General features: G+C 71.1%; 17 protein-coding genes and 2 pseudogenes. 10 read left to right on the plus strand and 9 right to left on the minus strand.

The window, feature by feature from the left end; translation table 11 throughout:
* Nucleotides 1–26 precede the first annotated feature (26 nt).
* Nucleotides 27–1,793: a thiamine pyrophosphate-binding protein gene (locus QQY66_RS05195; RefSeq protein ID WP_301977884.1), complete on the minus strand. Its 1,767-nt coding sequence runs from the start codon at nt 1,791–1,793 to the stop codon at nt 27–29.
* A complete protein-coding gene (locus QQY66_RS05200; protein ID WP_301977885.1) occupies nt 1,790–2,575 on the minus strand; it encodes a cyclase family protein in 786 nt (261 codons plus the stop codon). Before QQY66_RS05200 ends, QQY66_RS05195 begins: the two co-directional genes overlap by 4 nt.
* Nucleotides 2,576–2,639: 64 nt before the next feature.
* Between QQY66_RS05200 and QQY66_RS05205 the strand changes: the two genes are divergently transcribed.
* Entirely contained in the window at nt 2,640–3,818 is a 1,179-nt protein-coding gene (locus QQY66_RS05205) for a cytochrome P450 (protein ID WP_301977886.1), read from the plus strand.
* A 6-nt stretch (nt 3,819–3,824) separates the two neighbouring features.
* Here the strand turns inward: QQY66_RS05205 and QQY66_RS05210 are convergent, their stop codons facing one another.
* From QQY66_RS05210 to QQY66_RS05220, 3 genes are all read right to left on the minus strand, one after another.
* Nucleotides 3,825–4,031: a hypothetical protein gene (locus tag QQY66_RS05210; RefSeq protein WP_301977888.1), complete on the minus strand. Its 207-nt coding sequence runs from the start codon at nt 4,029–4,031 to the stop codon at nt 3,825–3,827.
* A 71-nt stretch (nt 4,032–4,102) separates the two neighbouring features.
* Nucleotides 4,103–5,125: a LacI family DNA-binding transcriptional regulator gene (locus QQY66_RS05215; protein WP_301987179.1), complete on the minus strand. Its 1,023-nt coding sequence runs from the start codon at nt 5,123–5,125 to the stop codon at nt 4,103–4,105.
* 222 nt (nt 5,126–5,347) lie between these two features.
* The gene (locus tag QQY66_RS05220; RefSeq protein WP_301987181.1) at nt 5,348–6,535 is read right to left on the minus strand and encodes a transposase; all 1,188 of its coding nucleotides are present in this window, start codon (nt 6,533–6,535) and stop codon (nt 5,348–5,350) included.
* Between the two features lie 162 nt (nt 6,536–6,697).
* Between QQY66_RS05220 and QQY66_RS05225 the strand changes: the two are divergent.
* A pseudogene (locus QQY66_RS05225) lies at nt 6,698–7,123 on the plus strand (sugar-binding domain-containing protein); the annotation flags it as partial.
* A 160-nt stretch (nt 7,124–7,283) separates the two neighbouring features.
* Here the strand turns inward: QQY66_RS05225 and QQY66_RS05230 are convergent.
* Nucleotides 7,284–8,390, minus strand: a complete 1,107-nt coding sequence (locus QQY66_RS05230) for an NAD(P)/FAD-dependent oxidoreductase (RefSeq protein WP_301977890.1) — start codon at nt 8,388–8,390, stop codon at nt 7,284–7,286.
* A gap of 262 nt (nt 8,391–8,652) precedes the next feature.
* Here QQY66_RS05230 and QQY66_RS05235 point away from each other — a divergent pair, with 262 nt between their 5' ends.
* Nucleotides 8,653–9,891, plus strand: coding sequence for a cytochrome P450 (locus QQY66_RS05235; RefSeq protein WP_301977891.1), 1,239 nt, complete (start codon nt 8,653–8,655; stop codon nt 9,889–9,891).
* A gap of 149 nt (nt 9,892–10,040) precedes the next feature.
* Here QQY66_RS05235 and QQY66_RS05240 read toward each other — a convergent pair whose 3' ends face one another.
* Nucleotides 10,041–10,631, minus strand: coding sequence for a TetR/AcrR family transcriptional regulator (locus QQY66_RS05240; protein WP_301977892.1), 591 nt, complete (start codon nt 10,629–10,631; stop codon nt 10,041–10,043).
* A 119-nt stretch (nt 10,632–10,750) separates the two neighbouring features.
* On the opposite strand from QQY66_RS05240, the gene QQY66_RS05245 reads away from it, so the two are divergent.
* The 3 genes from QQY66_RS05245 to gap all read left to right on the plus strand — a co-directional run bounded on the left by QQY66_RS05245 (nt 10,751) and on the right by gap (nt 14,183).
* A complete protein-coding gene (locus QQY66_RS05245; RefSeq protein ID WP_301977893.1) occupies nt 10,751–11,767 on the plus strand; it encodes a saccharopine dehydrogenase in 1,017 nt (338 codons plus the stop codon).
* Nucleotides 11,768–12,097: 330 nt separating this feature from the next.
* Nucleotides 12,098–13,054: a GlxA family transcriptional regulator gene (locus tag QQY66_RS05250; RefSeq protein WP_301977894.1), complete on the plus strand. Its 957-nt coding sequence runs from the start codon at nt 12,098–12,100 to the stop codon at nt 13,052–13,054.
* 130 nt (nt 13,055–13,184) lie between these two features.
* Nucleotides 13,185–14,183: a type I glyceraldehyde-3-phosphate dehydrogenase gene (gene gap, locus QQY66_RS05255; RefSeq protein ID WP_301977896.1), complete on the plus strand. Its 999-nt coding sequence runs from the start codon at nt 13,185–13,187 to the stop codon at nt 14,181–14,183.
* Nucleotides 14,184–14,213: 30 nt separating this feature from the next.
* Here the strand turns inward: gap and QQY66_RS05260 are convergent, their stop codons facing one another.
* Entirely contained in the window at nt 14,214–14,930 is a 717-nt protein-coding gene (locus QQY66_RS05260; RefSeq protein ID WP_301977898.1) for an NAD(P)-dependent oxidoreductase, read from the minus strand.
* A gap of 93 nt (nt 14,931–15,023) precedes the next feature.
* On the opposite strand from QQY66_RS05260, the gene QQY66_RS05265 reads away from it, so the two are divergent.
* The gene (locus QQY66_RS05265) at nt 15,024–15,713 is read left to right on the plus strand and encodes a TetR/AcrR family transcriptional regulator (RefSeq protein WP_301977899.1); all 690 of its coding nucleotides are present in this window, start codon (nt 15,024–15,026) and stop codon (nt 15,711–15,713) included.
* Nucleotides 15,714–15,733: 20 nt separating this feature from the next.
* Here the strand turns inward: QQY66_RS05265 and QQY66_RS05270 are convergent.
* Nucleotides 15,734–16,077, minus strand: a pseudogene (locus QQY66_RS05270) (DUF1062 domain-containing protein).
* Between the two features lie 253 nt (nt 16,078–16,330).
* Between QQY66_RS05270 and QQY66_RS05275 the strand changes: the two are divergent.
* The 3 genes from QQY66_RS05275 to QQY66_RS05285 are packed head-to-tail and all read left to right on the plus strand — an operon-like array spanning nt 16,331 to nt 18,669.
* Nucleotides 16,331–16,534, plus strand: coding sequence for a DUF2997 domain-containing protein (locus QQY66_RS05275; protein WP_301977900.1), 204 nt, complete (start codon nt 16,331–16,333; stop codon nt 16,532–16,534).
* Nucleotides 16,522–17,121 (plus strand): 4Fe-4S cluster-binding domain-containing protein, encoded by a 600-nt coding sequence (locus QQY66_RS05280; RefSeq protein ID WP_301977901.1) that lies wholly within the window; start codon nt 16,522–16,524, stop codon nt 17,119–17,121. Before QQY66_RS05275 ends, QQY66_RS05280 begins: the two co-directional genes overlap by 13 nt.
* Nucleotides 17,122–18,669 carry an AAA family ATPase gene (locus QQY66_RS05285; protein ID WP_301977903.1) on the plus strand — a complete coding sequence of 516 codons (1,548 nt, stop codon included), beginning with the start codon at nt 17,122–17,124 and terminating at the stop codon, nt 18,667–18,669.
* Nucleotides 18,670–18,673 lie beyond the last annotated feature (4 nt).

The raw sequence follows: 18,673 nt of genomic DNA on the forward strand, positions 1-18,673 counted from the left end.
ACGCGGGCCCGTCAGCTGAGCATCGCTCAGTGACCCCGGAACGCCTCCTCCAGCCACCAGGACCCGTGATCCCGGACCACCTTGGCGTCGATGAGCAGCGGTGCGGAGCGTGGCCCGGCCACCCAGTCCTCTACGGCCTTCAGGTCCGCCCGCGAGCGCACGGTCACCGCCTCGAAGCCGTACCCGCGGGCCACGGCGGCGATGTCCGTCGGCGGGAACTCGACCAGGTCGAGCGCGTGTCCGTCCGGCCCGAAGTGGTGCACCTCCGCTCCGTAGGCGTCGTCGTTGTAGACGACGACCACCATCGGCAGTCCGAGCCGGCGGACCGTGTCGAGTTCGGCGGCGCCCATCATCGCGCCGCCGTCCCCGAGCGCGGCCACGGGAAGCCGGTCCGGCTGGGCCAGCGCCGCACCGATCGTGGTCGCCAGCCCCAGGCCGATCGACTGGAAGGCCTGGGTGAAGCAGAAGCCGTACTGGTCGGGCACCGACAGGTACATGCTGGGGTAGCCCATGAAGTTGCCGGAGTCCACGCCGATGACCCGCTCGCCGGGGAGGATGTCGTCGAGCGCGATGCTCAGCGTCCGCGGGTCGATCCGCTCACGGCCGCTCGTGTCCTCGTACGGCACGTCCCGCCAGCGCACGCGTGCGGCGATGTGCGCGCCGACCTCGGGGGTGCGGTAGCCCTGCCGTGGTCCGCCGCCCGCGTCGAGCACGAGCCGTGCCGTGCGGGTCACGTCGCCGGTGACGCCGAGGTCGAGCGCCCGGTGTGCGCCGAGCGCGGACGCGTCGTCGTCGACCTGGACGACGCTCGCCTCCGGGCCGATCAGTCGCCCGTGCCGCATGGTCCACATGTTCAGCGCGCAGCCCCAGCCCACGATCAGGTCCGCGCCCTGGATCAGTTCGGCGGCCACGGGGGACGCGAAACCGCCGGACACGTCGAGCGACCAGGGGTTGCCGTGGAACAGGCCGCGGGCGACGGCCGACGTCGCGAGCAGTGCGCCGTGGCGCTCGGCGAGCGCTTCGAGAGCGTCCCGGCCACCGCGCCCGCGTGCTCCCCGTCCGGCCACGAACACCGGGTGCCGGGCCTGCCCCAACAGCCGTGCCAGCGCGGTCACTTCGGCCGCCGACGGTTCGACCGGCGCTCGTTCGGGTGGCGCGGCGGCTGAGCGGCCTCGGTGAAGTCCGGTACGGTTCGGCAACGCCCCGAAGGGGCGCGGGGAACTGCGCGACCAGCCACGACGGGCCCGCAGACGCTCGACGGCCGATCGCCGCACTTCCCGCGGAGCGCTTGGCGCCAGGGCGCCGTCCGGCACGTCCAGGGACTGCACCGGCAGGGGGAGGTTGAGCAGGACGGTGCGGCGCTCGTGCAGGGCGCGACGTACGGCAGCGCAGGCCTGCTCGACCGCGTCCTCGGCGGACGTGATCCGCGCCGTGACCGCGCCGACCGCGTGTGCCAGTCCCTCCTGGTCGACGTAGAAGTTCGACTTCGGCTCGGTCACCTCTGCCGCCAGCACGACGAGGGGCGTACGGCTCTTGGCCGCCTCGGCGATCCCCGTGACCGCGTTCGTCAGGCCGGGCCCCTGGTGCACACTCAGCGCCGGCACCGTGCCGCTCATCCGCGCGTACGCGTCGGCCATGGTCGCCGCGCCGCCCTCGTGGCGGGCGGCGACGAACCGCGCGCCCGCCGCGACCATGGCGTTGGTCGGGTGGAAGTTGCCCGATCCGACCACGCCGAAGACCTGCTCGACCCCGGCCGCCACCAGCGCCCGGCCGACCGCCTCCGCGACGTTCATGACCGTTCCACGAGGGCGAGCACCCGCGCGGGAGCCCCGGAGCCGGTGACGATGGGCAGGGGTCCCGCGATGACGACGGCACCGGTCGGCGGCAGCGCGGCGAGGTTCCGCAGCTGGGTGAGCCCGTACTTGTCGCTGCCCATGAGATAGGAGTGGCACGGGAACATCGGGTCGAAGGAGTGGGCGCCTCCGGCGTCGGTGCCCACCGTCTCGACGCCGAGGCCGATCACCGGGGACTCCTCGGCCACCCAGCGGGCGCATTCCGGCGACAGGCCCGGAGTGTGCGGACCGTTCTCGTCCGCGTTGAGGAAGGCCTCCTGGGTGTCCGAGCGGGCGTCCCAGCCGGTGCGCAGCAGCAGCCAACCGCCGTCGGGCAGCGGGCCGTTCTCCGCCTCCCATGCCTTCACATGGTCCACTTCGACGAGGAAGTCCGGGTTGGCGTCCGCTTCGGCGGTGAAGTCCAGCACGGCCGCCGGTGCGATCAGCCGCCGCGCCGGCACCGAGGCCACGTCGGCGAGGTCCTTGCCGGTGACCCAGTGGTTCGGTGCGTCGAAGTGGGTGCCGGTGTGCTCGCCGCTGCGGAAGTTGTTCCAGTACCAGGCCGGTCCCCGGTCGTCGTACCGGCTGATCTCCTCCAGTGCGAACACGGCGGTCTGGCCGAACTCGGGCGGCAGCTGGATCACCGGTGTCGACGACGACAGCGGCGACGTCAGGTCGACGACGTCGATCGAGCCGCTCCGCAGCCCGGACACCAGCGAAGCGAGAACGGACGGCTCGGGCATGGCGGCCTCCTGAGACGATGCTGGAGCCGGAACTCCACGTAGGTACGGGAACAGGGCAGCTCCCATGGTGACAGCAGATCGCTTTCCGCTCGGCTCCGCGACGACGCTCGCCGAGCTGGCGGACGACCCCCACCCCAGGCTGGCCCTGCTGCGTGCCCACGAGCCGGTCTCCTGGCTCCCCGCGCTGGGCGGCTGGCTGGTGACGCGGCGCGATCTCGCGCTGCGGGTGATGCGGGACGCGGACACCTTCACCGTGGACGACCCCCGCTTCTCCACCGCCCAGGTGGTCGGCCCCAGCATGCTCTCCCTGGAAGGCGCCGAGCACGCGCGGCACCGCGCTCCCTTCACCGATCCGTTCCGTCCGCGAGATGTGCGGGACCGGTTCGCCGGCTTCGTGGCGGACGAAGCAGCCCGGCTCGTGGAGACCGTCCGGCCGCGGGGCCGCGCCGAGCTGCGGCGGGAGGTGGCCGGGCCCCTGGCCGTCGCCGTCGTCGCCGAGTCCCTGGGCCTGGTCGACGCCGACGCCGAGGCGGTGCTGTCCTGGTACGACGCCATCGTGGGCACGGTCTCCGACATCACCGCGGGGCAGCCCTCGAATCCCACCGGAGCGGCGGCGTTCGACGAGTTGAGAGACAGCGTCGAGGCGACGGTCATCGCGGGTGTCGATACGTCGCTGCTGGTCGCGGCTGCCGAACGGCTGAAGCTGCCGGAGGTGGTCGCCAACGCCGCCGTGCTGATGTTCGGCGGCATCGAGACCACCGAGGGCATGATCGCCAACGCGGTACTGCACCTGCTGGCCGAGCCCGGTCAACTCGCGCTTCTGCGGGCCGATCCGGGCCTGGTCGACGCGGCGATCGAGGAGGCGCTGCGGCTGGAACCCGCCGCGGCGGTCGTCGACCGCTACGCCACCGCCGATGTGACGATCGGCGGGGCCGAGGTGCGCCGCGGGGATCTCGTGGTCGTCTCGCTCGCCGGAGCCAACCGTGACCCCGAGGTCTTCCCGGACCCCGACCGTTTCGACCTACGACGCACCAACTCCCGTCTCCAGCTGGCCTTCGCCCACGGCCCGCACTTCTGCCTGGGCGCCCATCTCGCCCGACTGGAGACCCGCGTCTGCCTCCTCACGCTCCTCGATCGTCTGCCCGGACTGCGCCTGGATGCCGCCTCGTCCACCGCACCCAGCGGCCTGCTCTTCCGTAAGCCCTCGGCCCTGCACGTCCGTTGGGACACTCCGGTGTCGTGACGCGGCCTACGGGCGCGCGGCGCGGCCGATCTCGGCTGCGACGCGGGCGTCGACGAGGTACTGCCTGATGTCGTGCGCCCGGTCCTTCCGAGCGGCCAGCCGATGGCGACGGCGTCCCCCGCCGCCCACGCGGCCCGCCGGTGCTCCCCGCGACGAGCCGTTTGCGATCGTCCGGCCGCCGCGTCCGTCGGTCGGCACTGGGCGTCCGGTCACGCTCGGACCTGGCCCGGTGCCTGGCGTACGCGGGGGTCACGGAGTGACGAGGCACCGGCCGGTGCCTCGGCTCAGCCGCGGGTGCTCTCGCGCACGATGATCCGGTGGCCCGCGACATGGTCCTGCAGCGGACCCGCGTCCGGCTCGTCGATGCGCTCCAGCAGCAGGGCCACCGCGGCGCGCGCGATCTCCTGCTTGTCCGGGGCGACGGTCGTCAGACTGGGCACGCTGAACCGGGATGCCTCGATGTCGTCGAAGCCGACCACGTCGAGGTCTCCGGGCACGGTACGGCCGAACTCGTGCAGGGCACGCAAGGCGCCCAGGGCCATGTGGTCGTTCAGACACAGCAGCGCGTCCGGAGGTGACGGCCGCCGCATGAGCGCGGTCGCGGCGCGAGCGCCGTCCTGCCAGTGGTACGCCTCCATCGGCAGCACCAGGTCGGCGTCGAAGGGCAACCCGGCCGCATCAAGGGCCTCTCGGTACCCGTCCGTGCGCAGCCGGTCCGTGCCCAGGCGGCCCCGCACGGCCCCTCCGACGACGGCGATGCGGCGGCGACCGCGCGACAGCAGATACGCCGTGGCCTCGCGGGCGGCCCGTACGTTGTCGATGCCCACGTGGTCGGTGCCGCCCTCGGCGGGCCGTTCGCCGAGCAGGACGACGGGCAGGCGCCGGTCGCGGGTGGCGAGGTCGCGGGGCAGGAGGGAGAGCGGGCTGAGGATGACACCGTCGGAGAACTGGGCGTCGAATCCGTGCAGCGCCGCCAGTTCGCGCTCGCGCACGGCCCCGGTCTGGTGCAGCAGCACCGTGCGGCCCCTGCGGTCGGCCTCGGCCATGACGTACTTCGCCAGCTCGGCGAAGTACGCGACGTCGAGTTCCGGGACAGCCAGGGTGATCATGCCGGTGCGGCCCTGGCGCAGCTGGCGTCCGGCGATGTTCACCCGGTAGCCCAGCGCGTCGATGGCCTCCTGGACGGCGGTACGGGTCCGCTCCGAGACATGCTCGAAGTTGTTGATCACGTTGGAGACGGTCTTGGGCGAGACGCCCGCGTACTCCGCCACGTCCTTGATCCTCGGTCTGGCCGCCACGCTGTTCATCCTTCCGCAGGCCGCGATCGTACCGACCGTCACGAATCGATTTCGGGCCGGACCAACGTCCGCCAACACATTTGCATCGATGTAAAGAGCATGGTGCCATGTGCCTCGACACTCGAGGCAAGGAGCACCATGCGCGTCCCCCAGTTCTCGGGCCTGCCCCGCCCCGACTACCCGAGGCCGCAGTTCGTGCGCGAGGCCTGGCTCAATGTCAACTACTCAGCGCTAAGGCGCCGGGCTTGCACAACGGGCATCACTGGGTGTGATGCTGCGTTTGCGTCCAGTCCCACTCCGAGATGTTCGGGGTGGGTCAGGGGCCGTTGACTGGGCCCCGCGTCGCCACAACTCCCACGCGCGGGCGCGGATGTTGCGGGAGCTGTTGCGGTCTGCGTGATCAACGAATCCGCAGGACCGGCACGCGAACCAGGCCTGGCTCACCCGGTTCGCCTTGTCGATGTGCCCGCACTCGGCGCAGGTGCGGGAGGTGTACGCCGGGTCGACGTGCACGACCGGCACTCCCGCCTTGCGGGCCTTGTACGCGATGAACGACCCCAGCTGGGCGAACGACCAGCTGGCGTGGGTGGCCCGTTGGGGCTTGCGAAGCCGTACCCGCTCGCGGATGCCTGTCAGGTCTTCCAGGGCGATTCCGCGACCGGTGCGTTCCGCCTCGGCCACCACATGCTTCGCGATCTTGTGGTTGATGTCCTTGGCCCTACGGGCCTCCTTGCGCCGCCGCTTCTTCAGCCGGCGCTTGGCGGACGGGGTGTTCTTCTTCTGCAGCTTGGTGCGCAGCGTCCGTTCGCGGACCCGGATGCGGTTGAGTGTGCGCCCGGCCAGGATCTCGCCGTCCGAGGTGGTGGCGATGTTGACGATGCCCAGGTCGATGCCGAGAAAGTCCACCGGATCGGTGTTCAGCGGCGCTTCGGGGACTTCGCAGGTGGCGTTCAGGAACCACCTGCCGTCCCGCTCCAGCAGGTCGGACTCGCCCTTGCGGTACAGGGCCAGGGTGGCCAGCTGCTCGACCGAGGCGGTGAACGCCACGTTCTTGACCCGCCCGCCGGTGGTCCAGATCGACACCGTGCGGCCGGGGATCTGCCAGGACAGCATGCGGTCGTCGTAGGGCTGCGCGCTCTCGGGGCGGAAGGCGATGGGCTTCTCGGCGGCCCTGCGGTAGCGCTTGGAGCCGGGCCGTCCCAGGTTTCCGGCCTTCAGGTTCGCCTTCAGTGTGGTGTACGCGTCGCAGGTCTTCTTGATGACGTGCTGAGCGGCCTGCGCACCCATGCCCCAACGGGACTTGACGGTGTCGTAGGCATGCTTGCGCAGGGCGAAGTTTTTGAACTCCCCGCGCTCGAAGGCCACCTCGCTCGCCTGCTCGGGCGTCGGCAGCAGCTTGACCTGCACCACCAGCTTCACAATCACCGAACGTACACACCCGCACGACAGGGCACCGTGCGTTCGAAGTGGATCACCTGAACGAGTGACACGCATGGTTGTGTGTCGGCACCTTGACCGGAGAAGAGACCCGGCCGCTCCGCGGCCGAGCCGGCGTCATGATGCTGCGGCGCTCCGCGCCGCCTGACCCAGGATGCGATTCCTCCCGGGCGTGAACGCCCGGGGTTCCTCGCAAGAAACAAGCTGAACGGCGTCTGGCAGTTCGAGATCGACCGGTCGGACACCGGTCTCGAGCGCGGCCTGCTGGAGCGTGAACTCTCTGACCGCATCCTCGGCCCGTTCTGTCCCGAGTCGGAGCTGTCCGGGGTCGGGGACACCGACTTCATGGAGGCGGTGTGGTATCAGCGCACGGTGACCGTCCCGTCCTCCTGGGCGGATTCACGGGTGCTGCTGCCCTTCGGAGCGGTGGACCACGACGCCACCGTCTGGGTCGGCGGCACCGAAGTCGCCCGCCACCGCGGCGCTTTCACCCGGTTCACCGCCGACCTCGGCGAAGTCGCCGTGCCGGGCGAGGAGTTGACGATCGTGGTGCGGGCCCGGGACAAACGGGAGCGCGGCCGGTGAGGTCCGCTATCCCCACACCGGTTGGGACAACTGGCAGACCGCGAGCGTGAGCGTCGAGTTGAAGGAGGGGTGGAACACCGTACGCCTCGGCAAGGGACTCCTCCATGCCGAACTGGACAGCGTCGAGGTGGCGTGAGGCGGTCTTTCAGGTCGCGGTGTACCCGAGCTGGCGCCTCATGTACGGCGTCATGAGTGTCTTCGCCTTGGCCAGGACGGACGTACGGCTGCCGAGGACCGCGGTCTCGCCGCCCGGCACGGGCAGCACGGTCAGTCCGTCGGCCGCGCCGAAGGGCACGATGATCGGGGTGCGGTGGACCGGCCGGTACGGGCGGGGCTCCTTGCGGTGCCGGCCGGAGCTGGTGAGGTAGGTGCGGATGTTGTGGGCGGCGAGGTCCGCCTGGGCGAGCGCGGCGGGGGTGATCTTGAGCTCGGTGGCGTCGCTGACGTCGCCGACCGCGAACACGTCCGGCTTCCCGTCGACCCGGAGCATCCGGTCGACCTTGACGTGCCCGGCCGGGTTCAGCCAGTCGCCGTGTCCGGCCAGGCGCAGCCAGAGCGTGTTGGGGGTGGTGCCCGTCGCCCAGAAGGAGAGGTCGGCCTCGACGATGTGGCCGTGGGCGTCGCGGTAGGTGCCGAAGTCATTGCCGGGCGCCATGAAGGAGTCGAGCCGCACCTCGACGTCATGGGACTCCAGCCAGGCACGGGCCTTGCGCCCGGCCCGCGCACTGCCCGTGGCATCGAGCAGCGCCGGCCCGGCATGGGCGAGTGTGACCCGGGCGTCCGGCCGGGCCAGCCGGATCTCGGCGCCGAGCTCGACGCCGGACGGACCGCCGCCGACGACGAGGATGTGCCGGGCGGCGGCGATGTTCCGCTGGTGCTCGGCGAACGACTTGGCCGCCTCCTCGGCCGTGGTGCCGAGGAACCGGGCCGGTTCCGGGTAGTCGGCGCCGGTCGCGATCACCAGCGCGTCGTACGGCAGCCGTTCGCCGGTGCCCAGCACCACGTGCCGCTCGCCGGTCTCGACGCGGACCGCCTTGCCGACGACGACACGTCCGTGGCGCAGCAGTCGGTCGTACGGAATGAAGGGCGTCACCGACCACTCCGGGTGCACGCCGGCGCGCAGGGAGGCGATGCGGTGGAAGAAGATCTCCTTGCGGTCCACCAGCGTGACCCGTGCAGTCGCGTCCAGCCGTTTCGCCAGCCGGACGCCGGCATAACCGCCTCCGATCACCACTACGTCGCCGTCATGCACACCGAGTCTCCTGTGCCTGTGGGGGGGCGAGTGCCGTGGCGGCGTGGACGCCCTCGGCCACTCGACTGCCGGCGAGCCTAGCCCTTGAAACATAAAGTTTCTGCCGCGGCTTTGTGGGCGTTCTGTGAAGCGAGTGCGCGGATGACCACTGCGTCCGAAACCCTCCTACGGCCGCGTGGTGTGCGCCAGGGCCCCTTCCTCGCGCAGGAGATTGCCGAGAGCATCGCCCGTACGGGCATCCCGTACCCCCTGGAGGCCAACCATGAGTCACGCTCAGGACGTTGCGACGCCCGCCATCGTCATCGACCCGCTGGTGCGCGACCTGGACGGCGAGACAGAACTGCTGCGCAAGGCCGGCCCGTTCGCCCGGATCGACCTGCTCGGTGTCCCGGCCTGGACGGTCACCCGGCATTCCGTGGCCCGGGAACTGCTCACCGACCCCCGGCTGGTGAAGGACATCGGCGCCTGGGGACTGTGGCAGTCGGGCACGGTCACCCGGCAGTGGCCGTTGATCGGCATGGTCGACCCGGGCCGGTCCATGTTCACCGTGGACGGCACCGAGCACCGTCGGCTGCGGGCGAAGACGGCCCAGGCGATCACCCCGCGGCGGCTGGAGTCGCTGCGGCCTGCGGTCGAGCAGCTCACCGAGCAGTTGCTGGACGACCTGGCGGAGCAGGCCGGCCGGGACGGCCGGGCCGACCTGAAGACCGTCTTCGCGCAGCCGTTACCGATGGGAGTGGTCTGCACGCTGATGGGTGTGCCGCAGGCCGAGATCCCACGCCAGATGCGCCTGTGGAAGTCCTTCTTCTCCCTGCTCACTCCGCAGGAGGAGCGACTCGCGGTCATCGCGGAACTGGGCACGATCTTCACGGAATTGGTGCGTGAGAAGACCGCGCACCCGGCCGACGACCTCACCAGCGCCCTGATCCTCGCCGAGGAAGGCGGTGCACCGCTGACCGAGGAAGAGGTGGCGGGAAACCTCAAGTCGATGATCGGCGCCGGGCACGAGACCACCATCGGTCTGATCCTCAACAGCGTCCGCGGCCTGCTCGGCCACCCCGACCAGTTGGCCATGGTGCTGGACGGCCGCATCCCGTGGGACACGGTGGTGGAGGAGGCACTGCGCTGGGATCCGCCGGTCACCCACCTGCTGATGCGGTTCGCCGTCGAGGACATCGACGTCGACGGGTTCGTCATCGCCAAGGGCGAGGGCGTGGTCATCTCCTACCGCGCGATCGGCCGCGACACGGACCAGCACGGGCCCGACGCCGACGCCTTCGACATCACCCGGCCCAGCGCCGTCCGGCACATGGCCTTCGGCCACGGGCCGCACATCTGCCCGGGCGCGGCGCTCTCCCGGCTGGAGGCGGGCATCGCCCTCCCGGCCCTCTTCACCCGCTTCCCCGACCTCCGGCCGGCCCTGCCCCTGACACAGCTCCGCAACCTCCCGGTCCTCACCCAGAACGACCTGGAGTCGTTCCCCGTCCTCCCGCACGGCTGAGCACGGGCAGGTCGCGCCCGGCTCGTCGCGGCCTCTCAGCGGGTCCGGCGAAGTCCGGTGCGGTTCGGCAGCGCCCCGAAGGGGCGCGGGGAACTGCGCGACCAGCCACGACGGACCCGCGGCCGACACACCGGACTTCCGGCGGAGCGCTAGTGGCCCTGTCCCGTGGCGAGGCCGCCCATGATCAGGTCGGTCAGAGCGACGACCGCCTCGTCGGACGTCACTCGCTCCCGGGTCACGTCCCCGGCGATCGCTTCGGCCGCGCCCAGGAGGCCTACGCAGCGCAGACGGAGGGCGTTGCGGGAGAGGCGGGAGTACGGCGACAACGCGGCCGCCATCAGGTCCGTATAACGGCCCATCAGCTCGTGCTGGGTCGCCTCCATCTCCGGATTTCCCTTCAACGCGGCGGAGATGGCGGTGAGTTCCGGCATGTCGGTGGCGCAGGCGAAGTATGCGGTGCTGATGACGCGGGCGACCTCGGCAGCGGTGGGGGCGGCGTCCTGCAGCGCCTGCGCGATCGCGGCCCGGTGGCGTTCGTCGAGGCGCCGGTAGAGGGCGAGCAGCAGACCGGGGCGGGTGCCGAAATGGTCGTACACGATCGGTCTGCTGACCTTCGCCGCCTCGGCGAGGGTGACCAACGTCAGTCCGTCGGTGCCCTGGCCGCGCACCATCGCCACGGCGGTGTCGAGCAGCTGCTCCCGCCTGGCCTGCTTGGACAGCCGGGTCGTCGTGGTCGCCATGGTCCTCCCTCGCTTCGCGTCGAAGCCTAGGCTACAAAAAGTAACCTACAAAATGTAGGCTACGTGATGTAGCTTCAAGGACGCAGGGTCATTGCAGGCTTGTATGGAGGGAGTTCACCGTGGGACATCCGGAACCGGTACTGATCCTTGGCGGCTCGGGACAGGCAGGCGCGGGGGCCGCCGCACTCCTGCGGCGCTGGCACCCCGACCTGCCGTTGACGATCGCGGGTCGTGACCTCGGCCGCGCGCGGCGGGTGGCCGACGAACTCGGTGCCGCGACGGCCGTGACCGTCGATCTGGGCCGCAGCGATCTCGGGCTCCCGCCCGGGCACGGCCACTCGGCGGTGGTCGCGTCGCTGTGGGACAACCACCTGCATGGGCTGCGGTACGCGCAGCACCGCGGGCTGCCCTACCTCAGTCTCTCCAGCGGGCTGGTGGACATCGGGCCGGAGGTGGTCGCGGGGGCCCAGCGGGCAACCGCCGCGCCGATACTGCTGGCCAGCCACTGGTGTGCGGGCGTTCTCGTCCTCACAACCCTGAACCTGGCCAGGGAGTTCGACCGGATCGACACCATCCGGGTCGGCGCCGTGCTGGACGAGTCGGACATCGGCGGGCCCGCGGGGGCCGCGGATCTGGAGCGGTGGGGTGACGTCACCTCGGCCGGGCTGGTGCGTCGTGACGGCGCCTTCGCCTGGGTCGACGGCCCCGACGCGGAGGCGGGCGTACCCACGTCCGACGGCAGGATCCTGCCCGGCCGGACCATCCCCATCCTCGACGTGCCGAGCCTCGCCCTCGCAACGGGTGCGGCGAACGTCAGCTTCGCCCTCGCCATCGGTGAGTCCGCGGGCCGGCACCGCGGTGACGGACCTTCCCTCGAGGTCCGGATCGATCTCGAAGGGGTGGGGGTCGAGGGCGAGCCGTTGAGCAGGAGCCGCCGGCTCGTCCATCCGGCGGGGCAGGGCCCGTTGACCGCGCTCGGTATGGCTCTCGGCGTCGAGCGACTGATCGGGCTGCGCGGCGACGCGGTACCGGTGGGGATCCACACGCCCGAGGCGTTGATCGACCCTGCGTACGCGGCCGAGCGGCTGGCGGAGACCGGTGCCATGGTCGTCGATCCGGCGGCCGCCGCTGCCTGAACAGCTCGCGCAGGAGCGGTACTTCTGCGCGCTCACCGACAGGGTGTCGATCGCCCGCATGCCGAGATCGTGGAAAGTGGTGCCGGGCAGAATGCGCACACCGGCCGCCGTCGCCACCGGCTCAGAACACCTGCCCCCGCGGTGCGTTGGAACTCGACGGCCGGCAGCCCGCGCCGGACGCGGCGCCGGACCTGCTGTCACGTGCCCGCACGGCCGGAGCCAGCCGGGTCCGCCGGGCTCGGCGCTGCCCCGAGCCCTGCGCACCGTCGGTGAGTGGCACAGCACGCGGGTCGCGCCCCCGGCTGCCTGTGCCTTCGTACCCTGTTACCCGTGCCGTCCTCCCGCCTGCATCGTGTCGCCGTTCTCGTGCTCGAGGGTGCGAAGCCGCTCGATGTCGGCATTCCCGCGCAGGTGTTCACGACCCGGGCGAGCATGCCGTACGAGGTGCGGGTGTGCGGCGCGGCGCCCGGTCTCGTGACGGGCGGCGACGGGCTGTCGTACCACGTCGCCGATGGCCTCGACGCGCTTGCGTGGGCCGACATCGCCTTCGTCCCCGGCTACCGGTTCCCGGACCGCGACGACCCGCCGCGGGCCGTCGTCGAGGCGCTGCTCGCCGCCCATGGCGGAGGCACGCGGCTGGCCGCCATCTCGACGGGCGCCTTCGCGCTCGCCGCGACCGGCCTGCTCGACGGCAAGCGGGCCACGACGCACTGGCACTACACGCGGGCGCTCAAGCGGAGGCATCCGCTCGTCCAGGTCGACGCGAACGTCCTGTTCGTCGACGAGGGCAGCGTGCTGACGTCGGCCGGCGCCGCCTCGGGCATCGACCTGTGCCTGCACATCCTGCGCGGCGACCTCGGGGTGGCCGCGTCGAACCACGCGGCCCGGCGCCTGGTCGCCGCTCCCTATCGCAGCGGCGGCCAGGCGCAGTATGTGCCGCGCAGCGTGCCCGAGCCGCTCGGCGAGCGGTTCGCGGCCACCCGTGAGTGGGCGCTGCACCGGCTCGACGAGCCCCTCAGCCTCGAAGCCCTCGCGCAGCATGCGGCCGTCTCACCGCGCACGTTCTCGCGGCGCTTCGTGGAGGACACCGGGTACACGCCGATGCAGTGGGTCATGCGCGCCCGGATCGACCTGGCCCGTGAGCTGCTGGAGCGTTCGGAGCGGAGCGTCGAGCAGATCGCGGGCGACGTGGGCCTCGGCACCGGCGCGAATCTGCGGCTGCACTTCCAGCGCATCCTCGGGACCACGCCCAGCGAGTACCGGCGCACGTTCACGCAGGGCGAGTAGCCCGTCGTACGACACTCGGTGCTCAGGCCCTCAGGCGCTTGGCGCGATCCTTGCGAACCTTGGCAGTCACGCCACGGCCACGGATGGATCCCGCACGCGACGCTGGTGACGAGAGGAAGGGACACGATTCATGACGCGCATCGCCATCAACGGATTCGGCCGCATCGGACGCAATGTGCTGCGGGCCCTGCTGGAACGCGACAACGACCTCGAGATCGTCGCCGTCAACGACCTCACCGAGCCGGCCACCCTGGCCCGGCTGCTCGCCTACGACTCGACGGCCGGCCGGCTCGGCCGCCCGGTGACCGTGGACGGCGACGCCCTCGTCGTCGACGGCCGCCGCATCACGGTGCTCGCCGAGCGGGACCCGGCGCAGCTGCCATGGGCCGAACTCGGCATCGACATCGTGCTGGAGGCGACCGGCCGCTTCACCTCGGCGAAGGCCGCCGGCGCCCACCTCGCCGCAGGCGCGAAGAAGATCCTGGTCAGCGCGCCGTCGGACGGAGCCGACGTCACGCTGGCGTACGGGGTCAACACCGACGCCTACGACCCGGCCCTGCACACGATCGTCTCGAACGCCTCATGCACGACCAACGCGCTCGCGCCGCTGGCCGCCGTCCTGGACCAACTCGCCGGCATCGAGCACGGCTTCATGACCACGGTGCACGCCTACACGCAGGAGCAGAACCTCCAGGACGGTCCGCACCGCGACGCGCGCCGCGCCCGTGCCGCCGCCGTCAACATCGTGCCGACCACGACGGGCGCCGCCAAGGCGATCGGCCTGGTGCTGCCGAACCTGGACGGAAAGCTGTCGGGCGACTCGATCCGTGTGCCGGTTCCCGTGGGCTCGCTCGTCGAACTCAACACGACCGTGGCGCGGGACGTGACACGCGACGACGTGCTGGCGGCGTACCGCGCGGCGGCGGAAGGGCCGCTCGCGGGCATCCTCGAGTACTCCGACGACCCGCTCGTCTCGTCCGACATCACGGGCAACCCCGCCTCGGCCGTCTTCGACTCGGCCCTCACCCGCGTCGACGGCCGCCACATCAAGGTGGTCGCCTGGTACGACAACGAGTGGGGCTTCTCGAACCGAGTCATCGACACCCTCGAACTGCTCGCCGCACGCTGACCGGTTCCCGGAACGCCGTGGCGCATCCAGCTAGGCGTGACTGTGGCCGCCCCCGGCGTGCGCGAGGGCGCTGGGGGTGCGGCAGCCGACGATGGCCGGGGCCTCGTGGAGGAGCGTGTCGTCGGTGAGCGCTTCCACCATGAACAGCGCGAAGTCGATCCGGCGGGTCCGGTCGCTGGCCAGTACCGGGTCGCCCACATGCCGGCTCCACACCGGCAGGCCCTGGCTCTCGCCCTCCTCCAGGCTGCTGCCACGCACCACGGTCCACCGGGTGTCGCTGGCGAACACCCGTCGGCACGCCTCCACCTGATCGTCGATCTCGACGGCGCGGACCAGCTTGGCCAGCACGGCCACGACCCGGAGCCCCAGGGTGAACAGCCGCGAGTACGTGTCCTTGCCGTCGCGCGTGATGTGCCAGCCGCAGGAGAAGACCAGACGCGCGCCCGGCCGGGCGTGGTCGAGCACCGCCTGTGCCGTCCCCGACGAGTACTGCCGTACGCCCCAGGGCACCAGCACCGTCAACACCCCGTCGCACCCGGCGACCGCCCGCCGGATCACCTCGGGGTCGTTCGTGTCCCCGGGAACGACGGTCATCCGGCCCTCGAACGCGGCCAGTTTCGGCACACTGCGCTCCCGGCACACGCCGACGACTTCATAGCCGCGTTCCAGTGCGTGCCGGACCATGTACTGCCCGAGCTTCCCGGAAGCTCCGACGATGCAGACCTTCTTCATTCGATCCGTGCCCATGGCGCAGCCCCTTCGCCGGCATGCTGACCTTATGTTGTAAGGCACGCTAGCCTTATACTGTAAGGCGGTCAAGGAGAGGGAAAGGGAGGCCGCATGCACGAGAGCGGCAAGAGGGCTCGGCGCAGGGCGTCGGCGCGCACCCCGCTCAGTCGCGAGCGAGTGATCCATGCGGCGATGGCGGTGGCGGACGAAAAGGGGTCGGTCGCCGCACTCACCATGCGGGCCATCGCCGCACCGCTGGGCGTCGAGGCGATGTCGCTCTATCACCATGTGGCCGGCCGGGAGGACATCCTCGACGGCATGGTGGACGCGGTGTTCGGCGAGATCGACCTGCCGCCGCGCGACACGGACTGGAAAACGGCCATGCGCCACCGGGCGGACTCCGCCCGCGCCGCCCTCAAGCGCCATCCCTGGGCCGTCGGCCTGATGGACTCCCGCTCCCAGCCCGGCCCCTCGACCCTGCGCCACCACGACGCCGTCCTCGGCGCGTTGCGCGCGGGCGGCTTCTCCGTCCCGATGACCGCACACGCCGTCTCACTGATCGACAGCTACCTGTACGGCTTCGTGCTCCAGGAGCTGAGCCTGCCGTTCAAGGGCGAGGCGGAGCTGGACGAGGTCGCGGGCGCCATCCTGCACGACCTGTCGGCCGACACCCACCCCCATCTCACCGAGCTGGCCACCGAACACGTCCTCAAACCCGGCTACGACTACGCCGACGAGTTCACCTTCGGCCTCACCCTCATCCTCGACGCCCTCCACCCGGACGAGACCACGAGCGCGTAGCGGAGAGTCCCGCGGAGGGCTCAGCACTTGAGTGTGAAGGTGAAGTCGTCGGAGAGCTTGCCGCTCAGGCGGACTGCCGAAACGAGCTTCCCCTCCGTGATCAGCCTGCCAGGTCAGGGTCGTTGTCATGCATCCGGTCCAGCCGTTCAGGTCGTACGGAGCGCACGTTCATCCCCTCCAGGACCGTGAGCCTGGCCGTGTCCCCGCAGGCGGTACAGAGCACGAGGAGCCAGGCGTCGAGGAGCTTGTGGTGTGCGTTGACCCGGAACTTTCCGTTTGCCCGGAAGCGCTCGGACGCGCATGCGTGGCAACGACGGAGAACGGTCGGCAGGCAGGTGGGCATGACCACCCAGCTCTTGAGCACAGAAGTACACCGGTTGCAGTGAGAAGTCCGCAGCAAAAAGGAGCACGGCGCACATGCACGACGCGCGACACATCAGCTCTCGGGAGGTCTCACAGGGTGTACAACGGCACGTCCTTGCCCAGACGACTTGGTTCGGCAGCACGGTAATGGCGCACAGCGGCGCTGCTCCACAGGTATTCCGATCACTCGGGACCGGTCCCGAGCGCCTCCCGGCACAGTGGCGGGGTCTTTTCCCTGAGTGAAGGGTGAGTTGATGGCGGAGGAGAGTGTCGAGGTCGTCATCGCGGCGGACGGGACCGTGGAGGTGCACGTCCAAGGGGTCTCCGGCACGCGGTGTCTGCAGGACACCGACGAGTTGGTCCAGTTGCTCGGCGGGGCGGTGGAGCACCAGGTGCTCACCGAGGAGGCCTACCAGCAGGACGCGGCCGAGGAGCAGGACCGCCTGTGGCAGGGGTGAGCGGCCTCGGTACGCCGTGGCGGCTGCACGCCGTGGTGCCCAGAAGTGCCGCCAACGGACCGGGAGTTCGGTACGTCGTCTGGAGTCAGGGGTGCGCCTTGGCCTGCCCGGGCTGCTTCAACCCCGAGACGCACAGCGGGGCGGGCGCCGGTCTCGTGCGGACGGCCGGCGAGGTCGCCGAGGAGGCGCTCGCCGGCGCGCGGCACATCGAGGGCGTCACCCTCACCGGCGGTGAGCCGCTGGAGCAGCCCGCCGCGGTGGCCGCGTTCTGCGCCGAACTGCGCGCCCGCAGCGGCCTGTCGGTGATCGTGCTGACCGGGTTCACCCGCGCCGAGATCGAGACGGACCCGGCCCGCTCGGCGGCCGTCGCCGATGCCGATCTGGTCATCGCCGGACGGTACAACGCGCGACTGCGGCTGGCCCGGGGGCTGCGCGGCTCGTCGAACAAGGAGTACTGGATGCGCACCGGGCGCTACACGGCGGACGACCTGGCCGCCGTACCGGAGTTGGAGATCACCGTCGGGGACGACGCGACGGTGACGTTCACCGGCATGGTCGCGCCGGTCGCCGCGGGAGGGGAGTTCTGAGTGGGCACCGTGGGCATCCATGACGAGATCCGGCTGTATCTGCGCGCCCGGGTGGCGCTGATCGTGCTCGTCACGGTCGAGGAGCAGCGGGCGCTGGACGTGCTGGACCAGGTACGGCGGGACCGGGACCCGTCCTCCGACCTCGTCACCTGGGACGTCGCCGACGGTCTGGAGTCGGCGTCGGGCCGGCAGCTGCCCAAGGCGGCCACCCCGCCGGACGCACTGACCAAGATCAAGGAGCTGGCGCAGAAGGAGCCGCGCCGCCGCGACCTGTACGTCCTCAAGGACTTCCACGCCTTCTGGGAGCGCGACCCCGCGGTACGCCGGCGCCTGCGCAACCTCGCCCACAAGCTCGTGTTCACCGGCTCCTCGCTGATCGTGACCACGCCGGTGCGCGACATCCCCGTGGAACTGGGCGACGACGCGGTGGTGGTGGAGATGCCGCTGCCCGAGGCCGACGCGCTGCGCCGCGAACTCGACCAGCTCATCGACAGCACCAAGGGAGTGAAGTCCACGCTCACCCCGGCGGGCCGAAGCCGCCTGGCCCAGGCCGCGCTGGGCCTGACCGCCGCCCAGGCGCGACGGGCCTTCGCCAAGGCCATCGTGCGCGACGAGGTGCTGGACGACCGCGACATCGAGGCGGTGCTGGCCGAGAAGAAGGCCGTCATCCGGGAGAACGAGGCCCTGGAGTTCTACAGCGCCGAGGAGAGCCCCGACGACCTCGGCGGCCTGGACGTGCTCAAGGAGTGGCTGCGGCTGCGCGAGCGCGCCTTCGGGGACGCCGCCCGCGAGTTCCGCCTTCCGGCGCCCAAGGGCATCGCGCTCATCGGCATCCCCGGCACCGGCAAGAGCCTCACCGCGAAGATGATCGGCGGGCTGTGGCGGCTGCCGCTGCTGCGCCTCGACGTCGGCGCGCTGTTCGGTTCGCTGGTGGGTGAGTCGGAGGAGCGGGTACGCAGGGCACTGCGGCTGGCGGAGACCGTGTCGCCGTGCGTGCTGTGGATCGACGAGGTGGAGAAGGCGCTGTCGTCCGGGGGCCATGACGGCGGCACCTCGCAGCGGGTCTTCGGCACGGTCCTGACCTGGATGCAGGAGAAGACGGCACCGGTGTTCGTGGTCGCCACCGCCAACGACGTCAGCGCCCTGCCGCCGGAGACCCTGCGGCGGGGCCGGTTCGACGAGGTGTTCTTCCTCGACCTGCCCACCGAGGAGGAACGCCGCGAGATCATCACGGTCCACCTGCGCAAACGCGGCCGGAAGCCGGAGATGTTCGACGTGTTCCAACTGGCCCTGGCGTGCGACGGGTTCGTCGGCGCCGAGCTGGAACAGGTCGTCGTGGACGCGATGTACGCGGCGTTCGCCGAGGAACGTGACATCACCACCGACGACATCGCGCGCGCCGCCGCCCGCACCGTTCCGCTGAGCAGGTCCCAGCGCGAGGTCATCGAGGACCTGCGCGCCTGGCTGCGCGAGGGCCGCGCCCAGTCGGCCTCCTTCGCCGGGGCGGACCGGGCGGCGGAGCACCAGGTGCCGGTGCTGGAGGTGTAGCGGG

This window comes from Streptomyces sp. DG2A-72 (assembly GCF_030499575.1).
Taxonomy (GTDB): Bacteria; Actinomycetota; Actinomycetes; order Streptomycetales; family Streptomycetaceae; genus Streptomyces.

What these genes read in the sequence shown, in the direction of transcription:
- QQY66_RS05215 (WP_301987179.1), bottom strand. Translation starts at nt 5,125, where the DNA reads ATGAACAGCGTGGCGGCCAGACCGAGGATCAAGGACGTGGCGGAGTAC.
- QQY66_RS05260 (WP_301977898.1), bottom strand. Translation starts at nt 14,930, where the DNA reads ATGGGCACGGATCGAATGAAGAAGGTCTGCATCGTCGGAGCTTCCGGG.
- QQY66_RS05200 (WP_301977885.1), bottom strand. Translation starts at nt 2,575, where the DNA reads ATGCCCGAGCCGTCCGTTCTCGCTTCGCTGGTGTCCGGGCTGCGGAGC.
- QQY66_RS05240 (WP_301977892.1), bottom strand. Translation starts at nt 10,631, where the DNA reads ATGGCGACCACGACGACCCGGCTGTCCAAGCAGGCCAGGCGGGAGCAG.
- QQY66_RS05195 (WP_301977884.1), bottom strand. Translation starts at nt 1,793, where the DNA reads ATGAACGTCGCGGAGGCGGTCGGCCGGGCGCTGGTGGCGGCCGGGGTC.
- QQY66_RS05205 (WP_301977886.1), top strand. Translation starts at nt 2,640, where the DNA reads ATGGTGACAGCAGATCGCTTTCCGCTCGGCTCCGCGACGACGCTCGCC.
- QQY66_RS05235 (WP_301977891.1), top strand. Translation starts at nt 8,653, where the DNA reads ATGAGTCACGCTCAGGACGTTGCGACGCCCGCCATCGTCATCGACCCG.
- QQY66_RS05265 (WP_301977899.1), top strand. Translation starts at nt 15,024, where the DNA reads ATGCACGAGAGCGGCAAGAGGGCTCGGCGCAGGGCGTCGGCGCGCACC.
- QQY66_RS05275 (WP_301977900.1), top strand. Translation starts at nt 16,331, where the DNA reads ATGGCGGAGGAGAGTGTCGAGGTCGTCATCGCGGCGGACGGGACCGTG.
- gap (WP_301977896.1), top strand. Translation starts at nt 13,185, where the DNA reads ATGACGCGCATCGCCATCAACGGATTCGGCCGCATCGGACGCAATGTG.